This window comes from Mycobacterium sp. IDUB_21, from assembly GCF_055419425.1.
Window position 1 is genome coordinate 245,639 of sequence record NZ_JBVAXQ010000002.1, and the last position, 19,182, is coordinate 264,820.

Below are 19,182 nucleotides of genomic sequence, written 5' to 3' on the forward strand. Positions count from 1 at the left end.
CAGCTCGGGAATGGTCAAGAACGGTTGAGCCGGGCGAACATGGGTTTCTGGGTCTTGTAGAGCCCGGGAAACTCGGCGAAGAGCCGATCGTAGACCGCGCGGTTCCCCGCGATCGGCTCGAAGACGCCGTCGAGCGGGATCAGATCGCGCAACTCGTCACGATCCAATTCGCCCATACCGATACCGGCGAACAGGGCCGCACCGCGCAACTGCGCATTGAGCGGGTCGGCCACCCGTTCGCAGGTGCGGCCGCAGACGTCGGCGATGATCTGGCACCACAGGTCCGAGCGCGCCCCGCCGCCGACGATCCGGATCGGCCCGTCATTGGCGGTGAACCGGTTCACGCAGTCGAGCAGCCAGCGGCTGTTGTAGGCCACCCCTTCGAGCACCGCGCGGACCAGATCGGGCCGGGTGGTGTCCAGCGACAGATTGTGGAAGCCGCCGCGGGCATTGCGGTCATCGATGGGGGAGTGTTCGCCTTTGAGCCAAGGGGTGAAGATCACCCCGTTGCAACCAGCCGGTGCGCCGGCGGCCAAGGTGGTCAGTGACTCGTAATCCAGATCGTCGAAAACGTTGTCGCGCAACCATTGCAGCGCCCGCCCGGCAGTGTCTTGATTGTTGACCAGTAGGTAGCTCGTCGGGTCCAGGCCCGGCACCGTGGTGAGTTGGTGGAACGCATCGGTCTTCTTGGCCGCCACCGGGCAGCTGATCCACGACGTGGTGCTGATGGTCAGGTGCAGCTCGCCTTGTCGCACCGCGCCGGAACCCACCGCCGCACTGTGCAGATCCGGGATGCCGGTAACCACTTGCGCCGCAGGCGAGATGCCGAGTTCAGCCGCGACCGCCGGTGTCACGGACGAGATGATCGAACCGGTCGGCACCAGCGGTGGCAGCTTGGCCCGTTCGACACCGGCCAGTCGCACCAGCACGTCGTCGTAGTCGAGGACGGCCAGGTTGCGGTTGTCGGTGAGCCAGGCGCTCATCATCGAGGCGCGAGATGCCGCGGCCCGACCGGTGAAACACATACTCAGGTAGTCCACCGGCTCCAGAAACCAACTGGCCGCGTCGAAGACCGCCGGGTCGCCGTGTTGCAGGTGCAGCATGTGCCCGACCGGATCGTCGCCGCTCGGAGTAGGGATACCGCCGTTTCGGCGCAGCCAATGGAGCAGCGCCCGGGGCCGGTAGCCGGCCAACCGCCCGCCGATCGCCTTGCGGCTGTAAGGCGCACCGCGGGTGTCCATCCACATCACGCACGGACCGACCGGGCGGCCATCTGCGTCGACCGGAACGGTGCTGGCCCACTGACCGGTGATCGACACCCCCGCCACCTGGTCGCCGGCTACCCCGCTTTCGGCCAGCCCGCGGCGGGTGGCGTCGCGGATGATCGCCCACCACAGACCGGCGTCCTGGGTGGCTGCCCCGCCCGGCCCGTATGTGGTCGGGACGCCGATGAGGTCCGACCACAGCACAGTGCCGTCCAGCGCGACGAACCCGACCTTGGGCCCGCCGGTGCCCAGATCGATGGCTAAGACGACGCGGTCGGCGCGCTCGGTCATACGGGAGGCAGCGACTGCTGGGTGTCGAGCATCTGCTCCATGAACCCCTCGATGAAATGGGCCGCCTCGTCGGTCATTCCGCCCGGGACGCCGCCGTAGACCGCGGCGCTGATCGGTGCCTCGCCGGCGGCGGTCTTCTTCTTGGCGTACTCCACCGCGTCGGCGAGGTCGGCGGCGAACGCCGCGGCCACCCCGGGCTGGGTCTGCGGACGGGTGACGGCCATGTGGATGGCGTTGGGGTACTGCTGCCCGTTGAACCGCCAGCCGCCTGCTTTCATCGCGTCGGCGACGTGGTAGATGTCGAATTCATCGGAACGGAAGCTGAAGCAGAACGTCGGCGAACCCATGATGGTCAGCTCCGGGTGGCTGCGCACTGCGTCCTGCATCGCCGCCGCGGTCTCCAGTATCGCCTTGGCGTAGTTGCGGTATCCCTCGCGGCCCAGTCGCACCATCGACGCCCACGCGGCGGCGATCAGCCCGCCCGAGCGGGACCCCTCGATGCCCGGCGACAGGTACTTCCCGCCGCTCCAGTCCGGCAGGTAGAAGTACTGCGCGTTGCGGTAGGCCTTGTCGCGGAACAGCAGGGTGGAGGCGCCCTTCAATGCGTAGCCGTACTTGTGGTTGTCCGCCGAGATGCTGGTGACCCCGGGCACCCGGAAGTCAAAGAGGGGCACAGCATCTCCGTACCCCAACTCAGCCGCGAACGGCAGCACGAACCCGCCCAGGCAGCCGTCGACGTGCAAACCCACCCCGCGCTCGGCGGCCAGCTGACCCAACTGCGGGATCGGGTCGACGGTGCCGTAGCCGTAGTTGCAGGCCGAACCCATCATCGCGATGGTGTTCTCGTCGATGTTGTTCGCAACCCAGTCCACGTCGACTTCGGTGGTGTGCGGGTCGATCGGCGCCTTGCGAAGTTCGATGCCGAACAGGTGACAGCCCTTGTCGAAGGCCGGGTGGCCGGTCTCGGGCTTGATGAAGTTCGGTCGCGTGACGCCGCGGTGCTTGGCGGCGTGCTCACGGTAGGCCAGCAGTGCGTGGATGATGCTGCCGGTGCCGCCGGTGGTGACCATGCCGGCCGGTTCGCCATCGGTGACGGCGTCGGCGTGCATCAGGTCCAGGGCCATCGCGATGATCTCGCCCTCGAACTTGGTCGCCGACGGGCAGATGTCGCGTTGCAGCACATTCACATGGGCGAACAGCCCGAACGCCTCGTCCAGGAAGCGGTAGTGCTCATGGTCGCCGCAGTACATGGTCCCGGACACCTTGCCGGTCTCCCAGGTGGGATCCTCGGCCTGCGCCATCTCCCGCAGTTCGGCCAGCACCTCCTCGCGCGGCCGGCCCTGCTCCGGTAGCACGCGGTTGACGGTGAAGCGGTCCGTGTAGGGAAAGTCGGACATGCCGGTCCTCTCTTCTGCGTCAACGTGCGCAGATGTACAGAAACCACGGTGCGGCGGCGTGCAAAAACGCACGTTCGCGCCGGGAAATGACCCAGACCGTAATCTAGTGCCTATGAGTGTGGCTGATGATCGACGCTTCGAGGTGCTGCGCGCCATCGTCGCGGACTTCGTCGCGACCAAGGAACCGATCGGGTCCAAGGCCCTGGTCGAGCGGCACAACCTCGGGGTTTCCTCGGCGACGGTCCGCAACGACATGGCCGTGCTGGAGGCCGAGGGCTACATCGCTCAGCCGCACACCAGTTCGGGGCGGGTGCCCACCGAGAAGGGCTACCGGGAATTCGTCGACCGCATCGACGAGGTCAAGCCCCTCTCGGGCGCGGAGCGCCGGGCGATCCTGTCGTTCCTGGACTCCGGTGTCGACCTCGACGATGTGCTGCGCCGAGCGGTGCGCACCCTGGCCCAACTGACCCGCCAGGTGGCCGTGGTGCAGTACCCGACCCTGTCGGTGTCGACGGTGCGCCACCTCGAGGTGATCGCGCTCACCCCGGCGCGGCTGCTGCTGGTCGTCATCACCGACTCCGGCCGGGTAGATCAGCGCATCGTCGAACTCGGGGACTCCATCGATGACCACCAGCTCAGCCAGCTGCGTGAGGTGCTCGGCGCCGCCTTGGAGGGTAAGCGGATCTCGGCGGCCTCCACCGCCGTCGCCGAGCTCGCCGGGCACCTGGACGGACGCAGCGGGCTTCCGCCCGGTCTGGCCAACGCGGTCGGGCGGTCGGCGACAGTGCTGCTGGAATCGCTGGTCGAGCACCGCGAGGAGCGCCTCCTGCTGGGCGGCACCGCCAACCTGACCCGCAACGCCGCCGACTTCGGCAATTCGCTGCGGTCCGTGCTGGAAGTACTCGAAGAGCAGGTCGTGGTGCTGCGGCTGCTGGCGGTGCAGCAGGAAGCCGGTAAAGTCACAGTGCGCATCGGTCACGAGACCGAGGCGCAGGAGATGGCCGGAGCCTCGGTGGTGTCCACCGCCTACGGTTCCCTGGGCACCGTGTACGGGGGTATGGGGGTGCTGGGCCCCACCCGGATGGACTATCCGGGAACTATCGCCAGTGTCGCTGCGGTTGCAATGTACATCGGTGAAGTGCTCGGGGCTCGATAATCTCCGGCCGGCGGAAGTTGGGAAAGGTCAGGCGTGGCACGCGATTATTACGGACTGCTCGGCGTCGATAAGGGCGCCAGCGACACCGAGCTCAAGCGCGCGTATCGCAAGATGGCTCGCAAATACCATCCCGACGTCAACCCTGATGAGGCCGAGCAGGCCAAGTTCAAGGAGATCAGCGCCGCCTACGAGGTGTTGTCCGACCCGGAGAAACGCCGCATCGTCGACCTCGGCGGCGACCCGCTGGAGAACGGCGGGGCGGCCGGTAACGGCTTCGGCGGCTTCGGTGGCGGCTTCGGCGGGCTGGGGGACGTGTTCGAAGCGTTCTTCGGCGGCGGCGCGGCCTCCCGCGGCCCGACCGGCCGGGTCCGGCCGGGATCGGATTCGCTGCTGCGTATGCGCCTGGATCTCGCCGAATGTGCGACCGGTGTGACCAAGCACGTCACCGTCGACACCGCGGTGCTCTGTGATCGCTGCCAGGGGCGCGGCACCAACGGGGACTCCCGGCCGATGGCCTGCGACACCTGCCACGGCCGCGGTGAGGTGCAGACCGTGCAGCGCTCGCTGCTCGGCCAGGTGATGACATCGCGGCCGTGTCCGACCTGCCGCGGGGTCGGTGAGGTGATCCCGGATCCGTGCCACCAGTGCGGTGGCGACGGTCGGGTGCGGGCCCGTCGCGATATCAGCGTGAAGATCCCCGCCGGCGTCGGCGAGGGGATGCGCGTCCGGCTGGCAGCCCAGGGCGAGGTCGGGCCCGGCGGCGGACCGGCCGGTGACCTCTATGTCGAGGTGCACGAGCAGCCCCACGAGATCTTCGCCCGCGACGGCGACGACCTGCACTGTCACATCTCGGTGCCGATGGTCGACGCGGCGCTGGGCACCACCGTGGGCATCGACGCGATTCTCGACGGCCCCACCGACATCACCATCCCGGCGGGCACCCAGCCGGGGGCCATCCTCGTGCTGCGCGGCCACGGCATGCCGCAACTGCGGTCCGGGGCGCGCGGTGACCTGCACGCCCACATCGAGGTGGTGGTGCCCGAGCGTCTGGACAACCACGACATCGAGCTGCTGCACAAGTTCAAGCAGCACCGCGAACGCGAGACCGCCGAGGTCCGCTCGGCGCATGCCCCGCACGGCGGCGGGCTGTTCAGCCGGCTGCGTGAGACGTTCAGCGGCCGCTGAGACTTGGCCGGCCTCTTCTATGTCGAGGCGCTGCCCGAGGCGGGTGCGCTGGCCGTGGTCGGCGGCGAATCCGGCTTCCACGCCGCGACGGTGCGCCGGATCCGGCCCGGGGAACACCTGACGCTGGGTGACGGCGCCGGCGTGGTGGCGCAATGCCGGGTTGAGGAAGCAGATCGGGCGGGTTTGCGGGTCCGGGTGCTGGAGCGCCGGGCTGTCGATGCGCCCGCTCCACCGGTAACGGTGGTGCAGGCCCTGCCCAAATCGGAACGGTCCGAGCTGGCGGTCGAGCTGGCCACCGAGGCCGGCGCCGACGCGTTCGTGGCCTGGCAGGCCGACCGCTGCGTGGCCCGCTGGGACGGCCCGCGGGCCGACAAGGGGCTGCGGCGATGGCGGGCGGTTGCCCGGGCGGCGGCCGGGCAATCGCGACGCGCCCACGTTCCGCCGGTGGACGGGGTGCTGGGAACCCCTGAACTGGTGGCGTGGGTGCGCGAACAGCTGACCGGTGGTGCCACGGTGCTGGTGCTGCACGACGCGGCCGGCGCCGGATTGCCCGACGTGTCCGCCGCACCGGCTTTGGCGCTGATCGTCGGACCGGAGGGCGGTATCACCGATGCGGAGCTGTCGGCGCTCACCGACGCCGGCGCCGTCGCCGCGCGGCTGGGGCCAACCGTGCTGCGCACGTCGACCGCGGCGGCCGTCGCACTGGGTGCGCTCGGTGTGCTGACCCCGCGCTGGGGGTGAGGCAGCCCTTCCGGTGATGAGTACGTCGTCGCGGTCGAGAACGGTAGACTCAGAGTCGTCGTCGACTCGCGAATACCTCAGAAAGCAGGCATCGAAAAACCCGTGACGCCCCGCGATACCCCCGCTGCCGGGCCGGCCTCGCAAGTTCGCAGCAGCGTCGATATTCCACCTGACCTGATCGTGGGTCTGCTGGGTTCCGCCGATGAGAACCTGCGCGCGCTCGAACGCCTGCTGGCAGCCGATCTGCATGCGCGCGGCAACGCCATCACCTTCTCCGGAGAGCCTGCCGACGTCGCCCTTGCCGAGCGGGTGGTGTCCGAACTGGTCGCGATCGTGGCCGGAGGCCAACCGCTGACCCCGGAAATCGTGCGGCACAGCGTCGGCATGCTGGTGGGCACCGGCAACGAATCGCCGGCCGAGGTCCTCACCCTCGACGTCTTGTCCCGGCGGGGTAAGACGATCCGGCCCAAGACGCTCAACCAGAAGCGTTACGTCGACGCCATCGATGCCCACACCATCGTGTTCGGCATCGGCCCGGCCGGCACCGGAAAGACCTATCTGGCGATGGCCAAGGCCGTCAACGCGCTGCAGACCAAGCAGGTCACCCGGATTATCTTGACCCGTCCCGCGGTGGAAGCCGGTGAGCGCCTGGGGTTTCTACCCGGCACGCTGAGCGAGAAGATCGACCCGTATCTGCGCCCGCTGTACGACGCGCTCTACGACATGATGGACCCCGAGCTGATCCCCAAGCTGATGGGCTCCGGGGTGATCGAGGTGGCGCCGCTGGCGTACATGCGCGGCCGCTCGCTCAATGGCGCGTTCATCATCCTCGACGAGGCGCAGAACACCACCGCCGAGCAGATGAAGATGTTCCTCACCAGACTGGGGTTCGGCTCGAAGATGGTAGTCACCGGCGATGTGACCCAGATCGATCTGCCCGGCGGCGCGAAATCCGGTCTGCGCGCCGCAGTCGACATCCTCGACAACGTCGACGACATCTATGTCGCCGAGCTGAACAGCGCCGACGTTGTCCGGCACCGGTTGGTTTCCGAGATCGTCGACGCCTACGCGCGCCACGAAGCCGAGCACGCCCAGCCGGGCCTGACGATGAACCGGGCGGCCCGGCGCGCGGCCAGTGCGTCCGAGGGCCGGTCCCGCCGGTGAGCATCGAGGTCTCCAACGAATCCGGTCTCGACGTCTCCGAGGTCGAGCTCGTCAGCGTCGCGAAGTTCGTGCTGGGCAAGATGGACGTCAACCCGGGTGCCGAGCTGTCGATGGTGCTGCTGGACACCGCTGCGATGGCCGACCTGCACATGCGCTGGATGGACCTGCCCGGGCCCACCGACGTGATGAGCTTCCCGATGGACGAACTGGAGCCCGGCGGCCGCCCGGACGCTCCCGAGGCCGGTCCGTCGATGCTCGGCGACATCGCGCTGTGCCCGGAGTTCGCCGCCGAACAGGCCGCGGCGGCGGGGCATTCACTCGGCCAGGAACTCGCGCTGCTCACCGTGCACGGCGTACTGCACCTGCTGGGCTACGACCACGCCGAGCCGGACGAGGAAAAAGAGATGTTCGCGCTGCAGCGTCGGCTGCTCGAGGAATGGGTCGCTGACCAGGTGGAGACCTACCGGGCCGAGACCCAGACCGAGAAGGACCGCCGGTTGCTGGACAAGTCCAGGTACTTCGACGAACCGTGACCGGCACACCGCTGTTAGTCAGCGTGATCGCGTTGATCGGTCTGGGCGGACTATTCGCGGCGATCGACGCCGCGGTCAGCGCGGTGTCGCCCGCGCGGGTCGACGAACTGGTCCGCGCGAAACGACCCGGCGCCGGGTGGCTGGCCAAGCTGATGGCCGAACGGCCCCGCTACATCAACCTGGTGGTGCTGCTGCGCATCACCTGCGAGATCACCGCCACCGCGCTGCTGGTGTTTCTGTTGCACTCCGTGCTCGGCCTGGACTGGGGGCTGTTCGCCGCCGCGGCGGTCATGGTGGTGGTGAGCTTCGTGGTGATCGGGGTCGGTCCGCGCACCCTGGGCCGGCAGAACGCCTATTCGATCGCCCTGGCTTCAGCGCTTCCGCTGCACGTGGTTTCGGTGTTGCTCACCCCGATCAGTCGCCTGCTGGTGGTGCTGGGTAACGCGTTGACCCCGGGGCGGGGCTTCCGCAACGGGCCGTTCGCCTCCGAGATCGAGTTGCGCGAGGTGGTCGACATGGCGCAGCAGCGCGGGGTCGTTGCCGCTGACGAGAGCCGAATGATCCAGTCGGTCTTCGAGCTCGCCGACACCCCCGCCCGCGAGGTGATGGTGCCCCGCACCGAGATGGTGTGGATCGAAAGCGACAAATCCGCGGGCCAGGCCACGGCGCTGGCGGTACGCAGCGGCCACTCTCGCATCCCGGTGACCGGCGGGAACGTCGACGACATCCTCGGCGTCGTCTACCTGAAAGACCTTGTCCAACAAACCTATTACTCGACGAACGGTGGGCGCGACACCACGGTGGCGCAGGTGATGCGCCCGGCGGTGTTCATGCCCGACTCCAAGCCGCTCAACGCACTGCTGCATGACATGCAGCGCGGCCGGTACCACATGGCGTTGCTGGTCGACGAATACGGCGCGATAGCGGGGCTGGTGACCATCGAGGATGTGCTGGAGGAGATCGTCGGCGAGATCGCCGACGAGTACGACCAGGGCGAGGTAGCGCCGGTGGAGAAGTTGGGCGCCAACAGGTTCCGCGTCTCGGCACGGCTGCCCATCGAGGATGTCGGCGAGCTGTACGAGATGGAGTTCGACCCGGGCCTCGACGTCGATACCGTCGGCGGTCTGCTGGCGCTGGAGCTGGGCCGGGTTCCGCTGCCCGGCGCCGAGGTAGTGTCACACGGACTGCGTCTGCAGGCCGAGGGCAGCCGCGACGGTCGGGGGCGGGTGCGGATCAGCACCGTTCTGGTAAGCCCGGCGGGCCCGGCGCAGTCCGACGGCGAGGAGATCACAGATGACCGGTGAGGCACTGACCGACCCCGACTTCGACCCCGAGGATGCCAAGCTGGTGGTGTTGGCCCGCGGGGCGATGGCCCGGGCCGACGCGGACAGCGGCGCGGCGGTGCGCGACCTGGACGGACGCAGTTACGCTGCGGCTCCGGTGCGGCTGGCGGCCCTGCGGCTCACCGCGCTGCAGGCGGCGGTGGCGGCCGCGGTGTCCAGCGGGGCGAATGGGCTGGAGGCGGCGGTGCTGGTGGGCGGTTCGGCCGACGACGACGGTGTCACGGCGGTCCGCGAGCTGTCGTCGGCGGCGGCGCTGATCCTCACCGACCGGGCGGGCAGGCCGCTGTGAGGGCGCCGAACGTGCACTCACCGCGAAAATCCGGGCGGAATCTCGCGCCGACCACCCGTTCGGCGAAGGAGAGTCATGCCTGACTTCCGTTCCGGCTTCGTGTGTTTCATCGGCCGGCCCAATACCGGCAAGTCCACCCTCACCAACGCTCTGGTCGGTGCGAAGGTGGCGATCACCTCCAACCGGCCGCAAACCACCCGGCACACCATCCGCGGCATCGTGCACCGGGAGGCCTTCCAGATCATCCTGGTCGACACCCCCGGCCTGCACCGGCCCAGGACGTTATTGGGCAAGCGGCTCAACGACCTGGTCCGCGACACCTACTCCGAGGTCGACGTCATCGGCCTGTGCATTCCCGCCGACGAGGCGATCGGCCCGGGGGACCGCTGGATCATCGAACAGATCCGGATGGTCGCACCCAGGACCACCCTGGTCGTCGTCGTCACCAAGATCGACAAGGTCAGCCGCGATCACGTCGCCGCGCAACTGGTCGCCGTCGGCGAACTTGCCCCGGAAGCCGAGATCGTCCCGGTCTCAGCGGTCACCGGCGAGCAGGTCGACGTGCTGATCGACGTGCTGTCCGCGGCACTGCCGGTCGGCCCGCCGTTCTACCCCGACGGCGAGTTGACCGACGAGCCCGAAGAGACCCTGATGGCCGAGTTCATCCGGGAAGCCGCACTGGAGGGGGTGCGCGACGAACTGCCGCATTCGCTGGCGGTGGTGATCGAAGAGGTGGAGCGTCGCGACGGCCGGGACGATCTCATCGATGTGCACGCTGTGCTCTACGTCGAACGCGACAGTCAGAAGGGAATCGTGATCGGCCGCGGTGGCGCCCGGCTGCGCGAGGTGGGCACCGCCTCTCGCACCCAGATCGAAAAGCTGTTGGGCACCAAGGTTTTTCTGGATCTGCGGGTCAAGGTGGCCAAGAACTGGCAGCGCGACCCCAAGCAACTCGGCCGGCTCGGCTTCTAGCCGGCTGCGCCGCCGGTGCCAGCGTGCGTATCCGCGGACGCGGATGCCGGAGCCGGACCACGGACATGCGCCCCCGCAAGCGGGCGGTGCCCACAGCTCGCGGGAACGGGAGCATTGGGTACATTCCAGGGGTGCCGGAACGCAAAGCGTTGGTTGTCTCCTCTGTTGGCCTGATCCTGTGCGCGCAAGCACTGACCGGTTGCGGGGGAGGAAATAAGCCGATCGATACCACCAAGCTGTTCAACGTCGAGTCGACGTTCGGCTCGGAATACAAGACCCAGACCAAGGGCCCCAACGATATCGATCCCAAGATCCTCGGGCCGCAGAAGATGCCACCCGGCGTGACTTTCGATCCCTCGGATTGTGCCGACTACGCGGCCAGCAGCGGCCGGCCGCCCAAGGGCATCCGGGGCAAGATGTCGATGGTCTCGGTTGTCGGCAACGGCAACCAGTTGGTCGCCATCGCCATGCAGGCCGACCAGGACTTGCCGTACGACGCCGCCGCCGCCGAGAAGTGCAAGCACGTCTCGTTCCAGGCCGGCAAGCTCACCGGCTACCTGGACGAGACGGACGCCCCGCAGATCGACCATGCCAAGACGTCGGGTTCGCACTCGGAGATCGAGATCACCGGCAAGGACGGACAGCAGCAGTCCCGCGAGTCCTACACCTTCACCGCCTACCTCGGCAACGCCCTGGTGCAGGTCACCGCGAACCCGCAGGCGGTGCGCGGTCAGCCCCCGGCGATGGTCGACGCCGACCGCGCGCGCCAGCTGCTGACCGACGCGGTCTCGGCGCTGCGCAGCTAGCACCGCATCGCGGCCGGCGCGGGTATCACCACCGCCCAGGTGCTGCATCACCGTGCCGGAGAAGGGTTTCTGACGTCGGCGCGCGACGATGAACGCGATGCCGGGCAGCCCGGGCCCCGCGGACTTCCACCTGGGCTGCTTCGGTTCTCAGCCCTCGCCGCGAGCGACCGGCCGGGACTGATCCGAACTCCACTGCGACCACGACCCCGGGAACAGGGCGGCCGGGCGGCCTGCGGCGGCCAGCGCCGCGACGATCACCGTTGCGCTGATCCCCGAACCGCAGTAAGCGCCCACGGTGTCGTCGGTGCCGACGTCGCGGTCGGCGAGCAGCCGAGCCAGGGCGTCGGCGGGCAAGAACGTCCCGTCGGCGGCCAGCAAGGCGGTGAACGGCAGGTTCTTCGCGCCGGGGATGTGTCCGGCGGCCGCATCGACCGGTTCCTCGTCGGCGCGGAACCGCGCGGGGGCGCGGGCGTCGAGCAGGGCCAGCGCGCCGGAGCGAGCGCCGTCTCCGGCCTCGTCGGCGGTAAGGGTCGGCCGGATGCCGTCGTAGAGGTCTTCGGGCAGCAGGGTCACGTTGCCCGGCTCAGGGGCCACCTCACCGGTGGCCAACTCGCCACCGGCGGCCGTCCAGGCCGGCAGGCCGCCGTCGAGAATGCGGACGTCGGTCAGGCCGGAGGTGGTCAGTAGCCACCACAGGCGCCCGGACGCGGCCCGGTTCCAGTCGTCATAGACCACCACCGGCTTCGTGCGCCGCACCCCCCATCGGCGGGCGGCGGCCTCCAGGTTGCGTCCGGTCGGAAGCGGGTGCCGACCCCGGCCGGTCACGGTGTGGTCGGACAGCTCGTCCTCGAGTGAGACGTACACCGCACCCGGGAGGTGACCCTGCAGGTATGCCGGATGCCCGTCGGGAGCTTCCAGGCTCCAGCGGACGTCGAGGACGGTCACCGGATCACCGGCCCGCAGGAGCTCAGCGAGCTCCGCGGCAGTGATCAGGACCTTGTGGCGCGGACCCACCGCTGGGCTCCGCTCAGTAGTTGTTGCAGGAGCCGGCGACCTGGGTGATGGTGCCGACGTACTGCTGCGCCTCCGGCATGCTCTGGACCATGCCGGCCAGTTGCTGCCGCTTGGCGGGAGGCGCGTTCAGGAACATCTGCAGCATGCCCTGCGCGTTCGGGTTGGCGTCGAACTCTGCGGCCGCGGCGGGGTTCTCCGCGTTCAGCGCCGCATGCACCTGCGAGTAGTTGCAGGTCGTGTTGATGATCGGGCCGAGGTCAGGACTCGCCGAGGCGAACCCGGCTCCTGCGGAGAGCGCCAAAGCCACACTGCCAGCTGCGACAGCGAACCTGGTCAACGACAGAGGGGCCATATTGCGGACGCCTTTCACCAGTGCACCATTTACGGGGATGCGAAGACCTACTTGAAGACGGACCAAGCTTAGCGGACAGCCGATGGCGTCGCCGAAGTCGCAGGTCACGGATTTTTTCGGCGCTTCGCAGGCTCTCACGGACCGGGGCTGGGTCCGGTGCGCCACCACGGAGTCGGTTGCTGCGCCGCCCAGCCGCTGATGGCCTCCAGCTCCGCGGCCAGCGAAACCAGCAGACCGTCGCTGTTGGCCGGCCCCATCAATTGCACCCCGATCGGCAGTCCGTCGGAGGTGAACCCGGCCGGCACGTTGACCGACGGCCAACCCAGCAGATTCCACGGCCAGGTAACCGGGCAGGCCGCGATCATGGCGCGGTCGGTCTCGAGGGCGTTCAGGTCGTCGAAGGCGTGCACCAGCGGTGGCGGCTGGGCGGTGGTGGGCGCCAGCACCACGTCGACGATGCGGAATATCGAACCCACCCGGCGCTGGTCTTTGGCCTCGTGGGCGCGGGCCTTGCGCAGCACGGCCTGGGACAGCAGCCGGCCGGTCCGCATGTTGGCCAGGGTCCGCGGGTCGAGGTTGACGCCGCCGTCGAGCCCGCTCGCGGCGGCCAGCACGCCCGCGGTGGAGCGGGACAGGAAGTTCCACGACAGCCGCACCCCATAGTCGGGATTACCGCGAACCACGATGTGCCCGAGTAACCGCAACTGCTCGGCGACGTGAGCCAGCGCAGCCCTGATCTGCGGGTGCAGTCGGGCCGGGAACCCGGTGTAGGGGAAGCGGGTGGACATCGCGATCCGCAGTTGCCCCGGCGCGTTCCGCACGTAGTCCGACACCGTGACCGGCGGCGGTTTGTGCAGATCGCCCTCGGCATTGCCGGAGGCCGCATCCAGTACCAGCGCCGCGTCCGCCACCGTGCGGGCGAGGACCCCGTTGACGGTGATCCCGTTGAACGCCTCCGGCAGCGGCCAGGTGGAAATGCGGCCCCGCTGCGGTTTGATGCCGACCAGATGCGTCCAAGCGGCGGGGATGCGCACGCTGCCGGCCCCGTCGGATCCGATCGCCGCGGCGATCAGGCCTGCCGCGACCGCGGCGGCGCTGCCCCCCGACGACCCGCCCGGGGTGTGCCGGCGAGACCAGGGATTGCGGGTGTGACCGAACCCGGGACCGCTGGTGAACGGCCACTGGCCCAGTTCGCAGGTGTTGGTCTTGCCGACGATCACCGCGCCGGCGGCTTTGAGCCGCCGCACCACCTCGGCGTCGCTGCCGGCGGGTTCGACGTATCCGGAGGTGCCGAAGGAGGTCGCGACGCCCGCGATGTCGGTGTCGTCCTTGACCGCGATCGGGATGCCCAGCAGCGGGGCACGGTGGCCGGCCGCTCGGCGCCGGTCGGCTTCGGCAGCACCGATCAGCGCCGACTCGGTGAAGACCACCCGGAAGGCGTTCAGCGTGGACTGGCTGGCGTCGATGGCGCGCAGCGAGCGGCGGACCAGGTCGACGGAGGTCACCTCGCCGCTGGCCAGCTGGTAGAGCTGTTCGGTGAGGGTGGGAAAGCGGGTGCCGGGCGCCGCGGGCGGGTGGGTCATCGGTGATGAGACTATCGGCGTGCCACGCCGGTGACCGTCCTCGAAACGCCTCGCTGTGATGCGAGACTGGTGCGATGCGGCTGTACCGGGACCGGGCGGTGGTGCTGCGCCAGCACAAGCTCGGCGAAGCCGACCGGATCGTCACTTTGCTCACCCGCGACCACGGGCTGGTCCGCGCGGTGGCCAAGGGGGTGCGCCGTACCCGCAGTAAGTTCGGTGCTCGACTGGAGCCGTTCGCCCACATCGACGTGCAGTTGCATCCGGGGCGCAACCTCGACATCGTCACTCAGGTGGTGTCGGTGGATGCGTTCGCCACCGACATCGTCAGCGATTACGGCCGCTACACCTGTGCCTGCGTGATGCTGGAGACCGCTGAACGTCTCGCCGGCGCCGAGCGTGCCCCGGCGACCGCGTTGCACCGGCTCACGGTCGGTGCGTTGCGGGCGGTGGCCGACGGCAGCCGTCCCCGCGAGCTGGTGTTGGACGCCTACCTGCTGCGCGCCATGTCGGCGGCCGGGTGGGCGCCGGCGCTGAGCGAGTGCGCCCGCTGCGCCACCCCCGGCCCGCACCGGGCGTTTCATATCGCTGCCGGGGGCAGCGTCTGCACGCACTGCCGCCCGGCCGGCGCCACGACCCCGCCGTTGGGCGTGCTGGAGCTGATGGCGGCGCTGCACGACGGGGACTGGCAGGCCGCTGAATTTTCCACGTCGGCGCACCGCAGCCACGCCAGCGGACTGGTGGCCGCCCATCTGCAGTGGCACCTGGAGCGCCGCCTGCGAACGTTGCCGCTGGTGGAACGCGTTCAACGCGCAGCGGCCGAGGCCGAGTCAGGCGCTGAGGCCGAGTCAGGCGCTGAGGCTGATGCGGCGTTGAAGGCCACCGGCAGCGACGGCTGACCCCGCCGGCACCGGCCTGACAATTGTGTTCGTTTCGGTAGACCATCCGCATGTCGGCGGTAGGCTGATGCGACTTCACGATCCGAAGGCTCAATCTGGAAGGCAGGCCGAATGATTCACGACACCGGGTGGGGGCGCTGGGCGCACAACACTGCGCCGAGATACGCGGCCGGCCTCGGAGCAGCGGCGGGAGCCCTACTGGTCGCGGGAATGGTCCCAGCGGTCGGCCCGGTCGCACAGGCGGGCGTTCAACCCGCCCCGGGTGTCGGGATCTGGGCGCCGCTGTCGGCTCACGCACCGGGCGCCGACGGGGCCGATGGTGCCGACGGTGCTGACGGCGCCCCGGGGGCCGGTAGCAAGGGTGGCCAAGGCGGCAAGGGCGGTCAAGGTGGCAAGGGCGGCCAAGGTGGCAAGGGCGGTGACGGCGGCAGGGGCGGCGCCGGTGGGCACGGCGGTGCCGGTGGCGCCGGTGGCACGTCCGGCCACGGTGGCCAGCCCGGTGCCGGCGGTGCCGGTGGTGCAGGCGGGGCGTCCGGACCGGGCGGAACGCCTGGTCAGCCCGGTCAGCCCGGCCAGCCCGGAAGCGCCGGCTGACTCAGCCCGGAACGACCAACCGATGCGTCTGGCGCGCCACTCCGATGTGAGTCGCACCCCCCGCGTCGACCCGAACAACCCCCGCTAGAGTCTGACTCGATCGCCGGGGGGCAACGCAGCAAGGAGCCACAAAGAAGTGACTGAGAACCCACGCGCAGACGTCGTCTCCCGGCAGTACGAGCGGTGGACGTACCCGCCGCCCATCCACGACCTGCAGGCGTGGTCCGCCGGGAACTGGGAGTGGTTCGACCCGAGCCATGCGCACCGGGTGCTGTGGCCGGATCGGGAGTACCGGCCCGACCTCGACATCCTCATCGCGGGCTGCGGCACCAACCAGGCGGCGGTCTTCGCCTACAACAACCCGAAGGCCAAAGTGGTGGCCGTCGACATCAGCCAGGCGTCGCTGGGGCACCAGCAGTACCTCAAGGACAAGCACGGACTGTGGAACCTGGAGCTGCACCAGCTCCCGATCGAGGAGTTGTCCACGCTGGGCATGGACTTCGACCTGGCGGTGTCCACCGGGGTGCTGCACCACATGGCCGAGCCGAAGGTGGGCATGAAGGCGGTGGCGGACTGCCTGCGGCCCGACGGCGTCGCCGCCATCATGCTCTACGCACGCTACGGCCGGATCGGCATCGAAATCCTCGAGTCGGTCTTCCGGGATCTGGAGTTGGAGCAGAGCGACGCATCGATCCAGACGGTCCGCCAGGCCATCCGGATGCTGTCCCCGGATCACCCCGTCCAGCCGTACCTGAAGATCGCAGGCGACCTGGCTTCGGACTCGGGTCTGGTGGACACGTTCCTGCACGGTCGGGCGAAGAGCTACGACGTCGACGACTGCATCGACCTGGTCAACTCGGCCGGGCTCGACTTCCAGAGCTGGCTGCTCAAGGCGCCGTACTACGCCCATGACATCGCCGCGCCGTCGGGGGGCTTCTACGACGCGGTGAACGCGCTGCCGGAGGCCAAGATCTGGTCGGTGATGGAGCGCATCCACACCCTCAACGCGCGGCACTTCTTCCTGGCGTGTCGCCCCGACCGGCCCAAGAGCAGTTACAAGATCGACTTCTCGACGGCCGAAAGTCTCGACTATGTGCCGCTGTTCCGCTTCAAGTGCGGCCTCAACGGCAATGAGATCACCCGGCCGGGCTGGCGCATGCAGCTGAACCCGGCCCAGCTGCCGTTCGTCCAGAGCATCGACGGTCGCCGGAGCATCCGCGAGATCGCCGCGAGCCTGGCGCAGGCCGGCGGGCCGTCTCGCGGGAGCGCCCCCGACCTGGAGAAGTTCGGTCGCAAGCTGTTCCAATCGCTGTGGCGCCTGGACTTCGTCGCGATGGACCTGAGTGCCGATTCCTGATCGTCGGACTAACAGGTAAGCCGCTGCGGGGGGTTCGCGGGCGGCGCGGTGCCGGTCGGGCAGGATAGGGCGCATGGTGTTGAATCGGGCCAATCGGAGGGCCACCTTTCCGCAGCTGCCTGCGGCGCCCGACGACTACCCGATGTTCCCGGACAAGTCGACCTGGCCGGTGGTGTTTCCCCAGCTGCCGGTTCCGCCGGGCGGGGGGCCGTGCCGTCCACCGCAGCACACCTCCAAAGCGGTCGCCCCGCAGATTCCGGCCGAGGCGCTGCCCAACCACGTCGCGGTCGTGATGGACGGCAACGGCCGCTGGGCCACTCAGCGCGGCCTGAGTCGCACTGAGGGTCACAAGATGGGCGAGGCGGTGCTGATCGACATCACCTGCGGCGCAATCGAACTCGGTGTCAAGTGGCTGACCGTGTACGCGTTTTCCACGGAGAACTGGAAGCGCTCCGCCGACGAGGTCCGGTTCCTGATGGGGTTCAACCGCGAGGTGGTGCGCCGGCGTCGGGAGAATCTCAACGCGATGGGCGTGCGGATGCGCTGGGTGGGCTCACGGCCCAAGATGTGGCGCAGCGTTATCAAGGAGTTCGAGATCGCCGAGGAGATGACCGTCGGCAACGACGTCATCACCATCAACTACTGCGTCAACTACGGTGGCCGCACCGAAATCGCCGAAGCCGCACAGGCTATCGCCGCGGAGGCCGTCGCGGGCAAGCTGAACCCGAACCGGATCAGTGAGGCCACCGTCGCGCGGCACCTGCACCGGCCGGACATGCCCGACGTCGACCTGTTGATCCGCACCTCCGGTGAGCAGCGGTCCTCCAACTTCATGTTGTGGCAGGCGGCCTACGCCGAGTACATCTTTCAAGAGAAGCTATGGCCGGACTACGACCGCCGCGACCTGTGGGAGGCCTGCGAACAGTACGCCTCCCGGCAGCGCCGGTTCGGGACGGCGTGATGACGCAGCTGGCCGACCGCCTCGCCACGGTGCTCGCCACGGTGCTGCACACCGACGTCGAGCCCGACGGTGCGCTGACCGTCCATCACGACGGCACCCTGGCGTCACTGCGGGTGGTGCCGATCACCGATGAGCTGGAGTTGGTGTCGCTCACTCAGATTCTCGCCTGGGACCTGGCGCTGACCAAGAAGCTTCGCGAACGGGCTGCCGAGCAGGCGCGTCTCAGCCAGCTCGGGACGGTCACCCTGGCCGAGAAGGACTCCCGGACCGCAGATGTGATGCTGCGCTACAACTTTCCCGGCTCGGGGCTGACCGACGACGCGCTGTGCACCTTGGTCTTGTTGGTACTGGCCAAAGGCGTCGACATCCGGCAGGCGTTGATCGGCTGAGCCCGACGTCGGTCGCGGCTCAATGTCGGCAGTCGGCGCAGGTGCCGAAGATCTCGATGGTGTGACTGACATCGGAGAAGCCGTGCTCTGCGGCGATCTGGGCGGCCCACGTCTCGACCTCGTGGTCACCCACCTCGACCGTGGCGCCGCAGTCGCGGCACACCAGGTGGTGGTGATGGTGCTCCGAGCACCGCCGGTAGACCGATTCACCGGTGTCGGCGCGCAGGGTGTCGACCTGTCCGGCCGAGGCCATCGCCTGCAACGTGCGATAGACCGTGGTCAGCCCGATGTTCTCGCCGCGCTCACGCAACACGTCGTGCAGCTCCTGGGCCGAACGGAAGTCGTCGATGGTCTCCAGCAGTGCCGAAATCGCTGCGCGCTGCCGGGTGGAGCGCACCCCCGGGGCGGTCAACGGTCTTCACCGGCGTGGGCCACCGCGTCGATGACGATGTGCGCCAGGTGGTGGTCGGCCAGCCGGTAGAGCACTTCGCGGCCCGACCGTTCCCCGGTGACCACCCCGGCCGATTTGAGGATCTTCAGGTGCTGGCTGACCAACGGCTGTGGCACCCCCAGGGCGTCGACGAGCTCGTGGACGCAGCGGTGCGACTCCTGCAGCTGCAAGACGATCGCAATGCGCACCGGAGCGGCCAGTGCCCGCAGCAATTCCCCGGCGGCGTCGAGGATCTCCCGCGGCGGTGTCGCGGGGAAGGCGGGCCCGGTGTGTTGATGATCGTCGGCTACCAGACCGGATGCTGCGGGGGACATGCCACCACCTCCGACCATGTTGGAAACCGTTTTCAGCTGGCTCCCACTGTTCCATGCGTAATGATGCATGTCAAAGAACCGTTGCGGGGGTCGATACGATATCGGTTGCTTTGCGTGCCGGCGTTGTCG

The 19,182-nt window shown here is 68.8% G+C and carries 21 protein-coding genes; 14 read left to right on the plus strand and 7 right to left on the minus strand.

The features are described 5' to 3' along the window. Positions 1 to 14: 14 nt before the first annotated feature. Both ACZYY4_RS04015 and ACZYY4_RS04020 read right to left on the minus strand, forming a co-directional pair. Positions 15 to 1,556, minus strand: coding sequence for a xylulokinase (locus ACZYY4_RS04015; protein ID WP_463808160.1), 1,542 nt, complete (start codon positions 1,554 to 1,556; stop codon positions 15 to 17). Continuing rightward, the gene (locus tag ACZYY4_RS04020; protein WP_463808161.1) at positions 1,553 to 2,953 is read right to left on the minus strand and encodes a pyridoxal phosphate-dependent decarboxylase family protein; all 1,401 of its coding nucleotides are present in this window, start codon (positions 2,951 to 2,953) and stop codon (positions 1,553 to 1,555) included. The genes ACZYY4_RS04015 and ACZYY4_RS04020 overlap by 4 nt, the downstream gene beginning before the upstream one ends. A gap of 112 nt (positions 2,954 to 3,065) precedes the next feature. Between ACZYY4_RS04020 and hrcA the strand changes: the two genes are divergently transcribed. The 9 genes from hrcA (at position 3,066) to ACZYY4_RS04065 (ending at position 11,142) form a co-directional block, all read left to right on the plus strand. Further along, positions 3,066 to 4,109: a heat-inducible transcriptional repressor HrcA gene (gene hrcA, locus ACZYY4_RS04025; RefSeq protein ID WP_463808162.1), complete on the plus strand. Its 1,044-nt coding sequence runs from the start codon at positions 3,066 to 3,068 to the stop codon at positions 4,107 to 4,109. Positions 4,110 to 4,142: 33 nt separating this feature from the next. Further along, positions 4,143 to 5,294 (plus strand): molecular chaperone DnaJ, encoded by a 1,152-nt coding sequence (gene dnaJ / locus ACZYY4_RS04030; RefSeq protein WP_463808163.1) that lies wholly within the window; start codon positions 4,143 to 4,145, stop codon positions 5,292 to 5,294. 3 nt (positions 5,295 to 5,297) lie between these two features. Beyond that, on the plus strand, positions 5,298 to 6,035 hold the full coding sequence (locus tag ACZYY4_RS04035; protein ID WP_463808164.1) for a 16S rRNA (uracil(1498)-N(3))-methyltransferase: 738 nt from the start codon (positions 5,298 to 5,300) through the stop codon (positions 6,033 to 6,035). A gap of 102 nt (positions 6,036 to 6,137) precedes the next feature. Then, positions 6,138 to 7,199 (plus strand): PhoH family protein, encoded by a 1,062-nt coding sequence (locus tag ACZYY4_RS04040; RefSeq protein WP_463808165.1) that lies wholly within the window; start codon positions 6,138 to 6,140, stop codon positions 7,197 to 7,199. Next, the gene (gene ybeY, locus ACZYY4_RS04045) at positions 7,196 to 7,732 is read left to right on the plus strand and encodes an rRNA maturation RNase YbeY (protein ID WP_463808166.1); all 537 of its coding nucleotides are present in this window, start codon (positions 7,196 to 7,198) and stop codon (positions 7,730 to 7,732) included. The genes ACZYY4_RS04040 and ybeY overlap by 4 nt, the downstream gene beginning before the upstream one ends. Further along, positions 7,729 to 9,036 carry a hemolysin family protein gene (locus tag ACZYY4_RS04050; RefSeq protein ID WP_463808167.1) on the plus strand — a complete coding sequence of 436 codons (1,308 nt, stop codon included), beginning with the start codon at positions 7,729 to 7,731 and terminating at the stop codon, positions 9,034 to 9,036. Before ybeY ends, ACZYY4_RS04050 begins: the two co-directional genes overlap by 4 nt. Next, positions 9,026 to 9,364, plus strand: coding sequence for a cytidine deaminase (locus ACZYY4_RS04055; protein WP_463808168.1), 339 nt, complete (start codon positions 9,026 to 9,028; stop codon positions 9,362 to 9,364). The genes ACZYY4_RS04050 and ACZYY4_RS04055 overlap by 11 nt, the downstream gene beginning before the upstream one ends. A gap of 75 nt (positions 9,365 to 9,439) precedes the next feature. Next, positions 9,440 to 10,336, plus strand: a complete 897-nt coding sequence (gene era / locus ACZYY4_RS04060) for a GTPase Era (RefSeq protein WP_463808169.1) — start codon at positions 9,440 to 9,442, stop codon at positions 10,334 to 10,336. 131 nt (positions 10,337 to 10,467) lie between these two features. Beyond that, entirely contained in the window at positions 10,468 to 11,142 is a 675-nt protein-coding gene (locus ACZYY4_RS04065) for a DUF5642 family protein (protein ID WP_463808170.1), read from the plus strand. 147 nt (positions 11,143 to 11,289) lie between these two features. Here the strand turns inward: ACZYY4_RS04065 and ACZYY4_RS04070 are convergent, their stop codons facing one another. From ACZYY4_RS04070 to ACZYY4_RS04080, 3 genes are all read right to left on the minus strand, one after another. Next, a complete protein-coding gene (locus ACZYY4_RS04070) occupies positions 11,290 to 12,156 on the minus strand; it encodes a sulfurtransferase (protein ID WP_463808171.1) in 867 nt (288 codons plus the stop codon). Between the two features lie 13 nt (positions 12,157 to 12,169). After that, positions 12,170 to 12,508 carry a hemophore-related protein gene (locus ACZYY4_RS04075; RefSeq protein ID WP_463808172.1) on the minus strand — a complete coding sequence of 113 codons (339 nt, stop codon included), beginning with the start codon at positions 12,506 to 12,508 and terminating at the stop codon, positions 12,170 to 12,172. Positions 12,509 to 12,642: 134 nt separating this feature from the next. Further along, the gene (locus tag ACZYY4_RS04080; RefSeq protein ID WP_463808174.1) at positions 12,643 to 14,091 is read right to left on the minus strand and encodes an amidase; all 1,449 of its coding nucleotides are present in this window, start codon (positions 14,089 to 14,091) and stop codon (positions 12,643 to 12,645) included. 74 nt (positions 14,092 to 14,165) lie between these two features. On the opposite strand from ACZYY4_RS04080, the gene recO reads away from it, so the two are divergent. The 5 genes from recO (at position 14,166) to ACZYY4_RS04105 (ending at position 18,288) form a co-directional block, all read left to right on the plus strand. Further along, the gene (gene recO / locus ACZYY4_RS04085; RefSeq protein WP_463808175.1) at positions 14,166 to 14,987 is read left to right on the plus strand and encodes a DNA repair protein RecO; all 822 of its coding nucleotides are present in this window, start codon (positions 14,166 to 14,168) and stop codon (positions 14,985 to 14,987) included. A 111-nt stretch (positions 14,988 to 15,098) separates the two neighbouring features. Then, positions 15,099 to 15,581: a hypothetical protein gene (locus ACZYY4_RS04090; RefSeq protein ID WP_463808176.1), complete on the plus strand. Its 483-nt coding sequence runs from the start codon at positions 15,099 to 15,101 to the stop codon at positions 15,579 to 15,581. A 136-nt stretch (positions 15,582 to 15,717) separates the two neighbouring features. Continuing rightward, positions 15,718 to 16,938, plus strand: a complete 1,221-nt coding sequence (locus ACZYY4_RS04095) for a class I SAM-dependent methyltransferase (RefSeq protein ID WP_463808177.1) — start codon at positions 15,718 to 15,720, stop codon at positions 16,936 to 16,938. A gap of 73 nt (positions 16,939 to 17,011) precedes the next feature. Continuing rightward, the gene (locus ACZYY4_RS04100) at positions 17,012 to 17,899 is read left to right on the plus strand and encodes a decaprenyl diphosphate synthase (RefSeq protein ID WP_463808178.1); all 888 of its coding nucleotides are present in this window, start codon (positions 17,012 to 17,014) and stop codon (positions 17,897 to 17,899) included. After that, positions 17,899 to 18,288 carry a hypothetical protein gene (locus ACZYY4_RS04105; protein WP_463808179.1) on the plus strand — a complete coding sequence of 130 codons (390 nt, stop codon included), beginning with the start codon at positions 17,899 to 17,901 and terminating at the stop codon, positions 18,286 to 18,288. The genes ACZYY4_RS04100 and ACZYY4_RS04105 overlap by 1 nt, the downstream gene beginning before the upstream one ends. A gap of 19 nt (positions 18,289 to 18,307) precedes the next feature. On the opposite strand, the gene ACZYY4_RS04110 is transcribed toward ACZYY4_RS04105, so the two are convergent. Both ACZYY4_RS04110 and ACZYY4_RS04115 read right to left on the minus strand, forming a co-directional pair. Further along, on the minus strand, positions 18,308 to 18,700 hold the full coding sequence (locus tag ACZYY4_RS04110) for a Fur family transcriptional regulator (protein ID WP_463808180.1): 393 nt from the start codon (positions 18,698 to 18,700) through the stop codon (positions 18,308 to 18,310). Continuing rightward, the gene (locus ACZYY4_RS04115) at positions 18,697 to 19,053 is read right to left on the minus strand and encodes an ArsR/SmtB family transcription factor (protein ID WP_463808181.1); all 357 of its coding nucleotides are present in this window, start codon (positions 19,051 to 19,053) and stop codon (positions 18,697 to 18,699) included. The genes ACZYY4_RS04110 and ACZYY4_RS04115 overlap by 4 nt, the downstream gene beginning before the upstream one ends. Positions 19,054 to 19,182 lie beyond the last annotated feature (129 nt).

Coding starts and splice junctions, on each gene's coding strand:
- ACZYY4_RS04115 (WP_463808181.1), bottom strand. CDS start 19,053: ATGTCCCCCGCAGCATCCGGTCTGGTAGCCGACGATCATCAACACACC.
- ACZYY4_RS04080 (WP_463808174.1), bottom strand. CDS start 14,091: ATGACCCACCCGCCCGCGGCGCCCGGCACCCGCTTTCCCACCCTCACC.
- ACZYY4_RS04015 (WP_463808160.1), bottom strand. CDS start 1,556: ATGACCGAGCGCGCCGACCGCGTCGTCTTAGCCATCGATCTGGGCACC.
- ACZYY4_RS04100 (WP_463808178.1), top strand. CDS start 17,012: ATGGTGTTGAATCGGGCCAATCGGAGGGCCACCTTTCCGCAGCTGCCT.
- hrcA (WP_463808162.1), top strand. CDS start 3,066: ATGAGTGTGGCTGATGATCGACGCTTCGAGGTGCTGCGCGCCATCGTC.
- ACZYY4_RS04055 (WP_463808168.1), top strand. CDS start 9,026: ATGACCGGTGAGGCACTGACCGACCCCGACTTCGACCCCGAGGATGCC.
- ACZYY4_RS04075 (WP_463808172.1), bottom strand. CDS start 12,508: ATGGCCCCTCTGTCGTTGACCAGGTTCGCTGTCGCAGCTGGCAGTGTG.
- era (WP_463808169.1), top strand. CDS start 9,440: ATGCCTGACTTCCGTTCCGGCTTCGTGTGTTTCATCGGCCGGCCCAAT.
- recO (WP_463808175.1), top strand. CDS start 14,166: ATGCGGCTGTACCGGGACCGGGCGGTGGTGCTGCGCCAGCACAAGCTC.
- ACZYY4_RS04020 (WP_463808161.1), bottom strand. CDS start 2,953: ATGTCCGACTTTCCCTACACGGACCGCTTCACCGTCAACCGCGTGCTA.
- ACZYY4_RS04090 (WP_463808176.1), top strand. CDS start 15,099: ATGATTCACGACACCGGGTGGGGGCGCTGGGCGCACAACACTGCGCCG.
- ACZYY4_RS04105 (WP_463808179.1), top strand. CDS start 17,899: ATGACGCAGCTGGCCGACCGCCTCGCCACGGTGCTCGCCACGGTGCTG.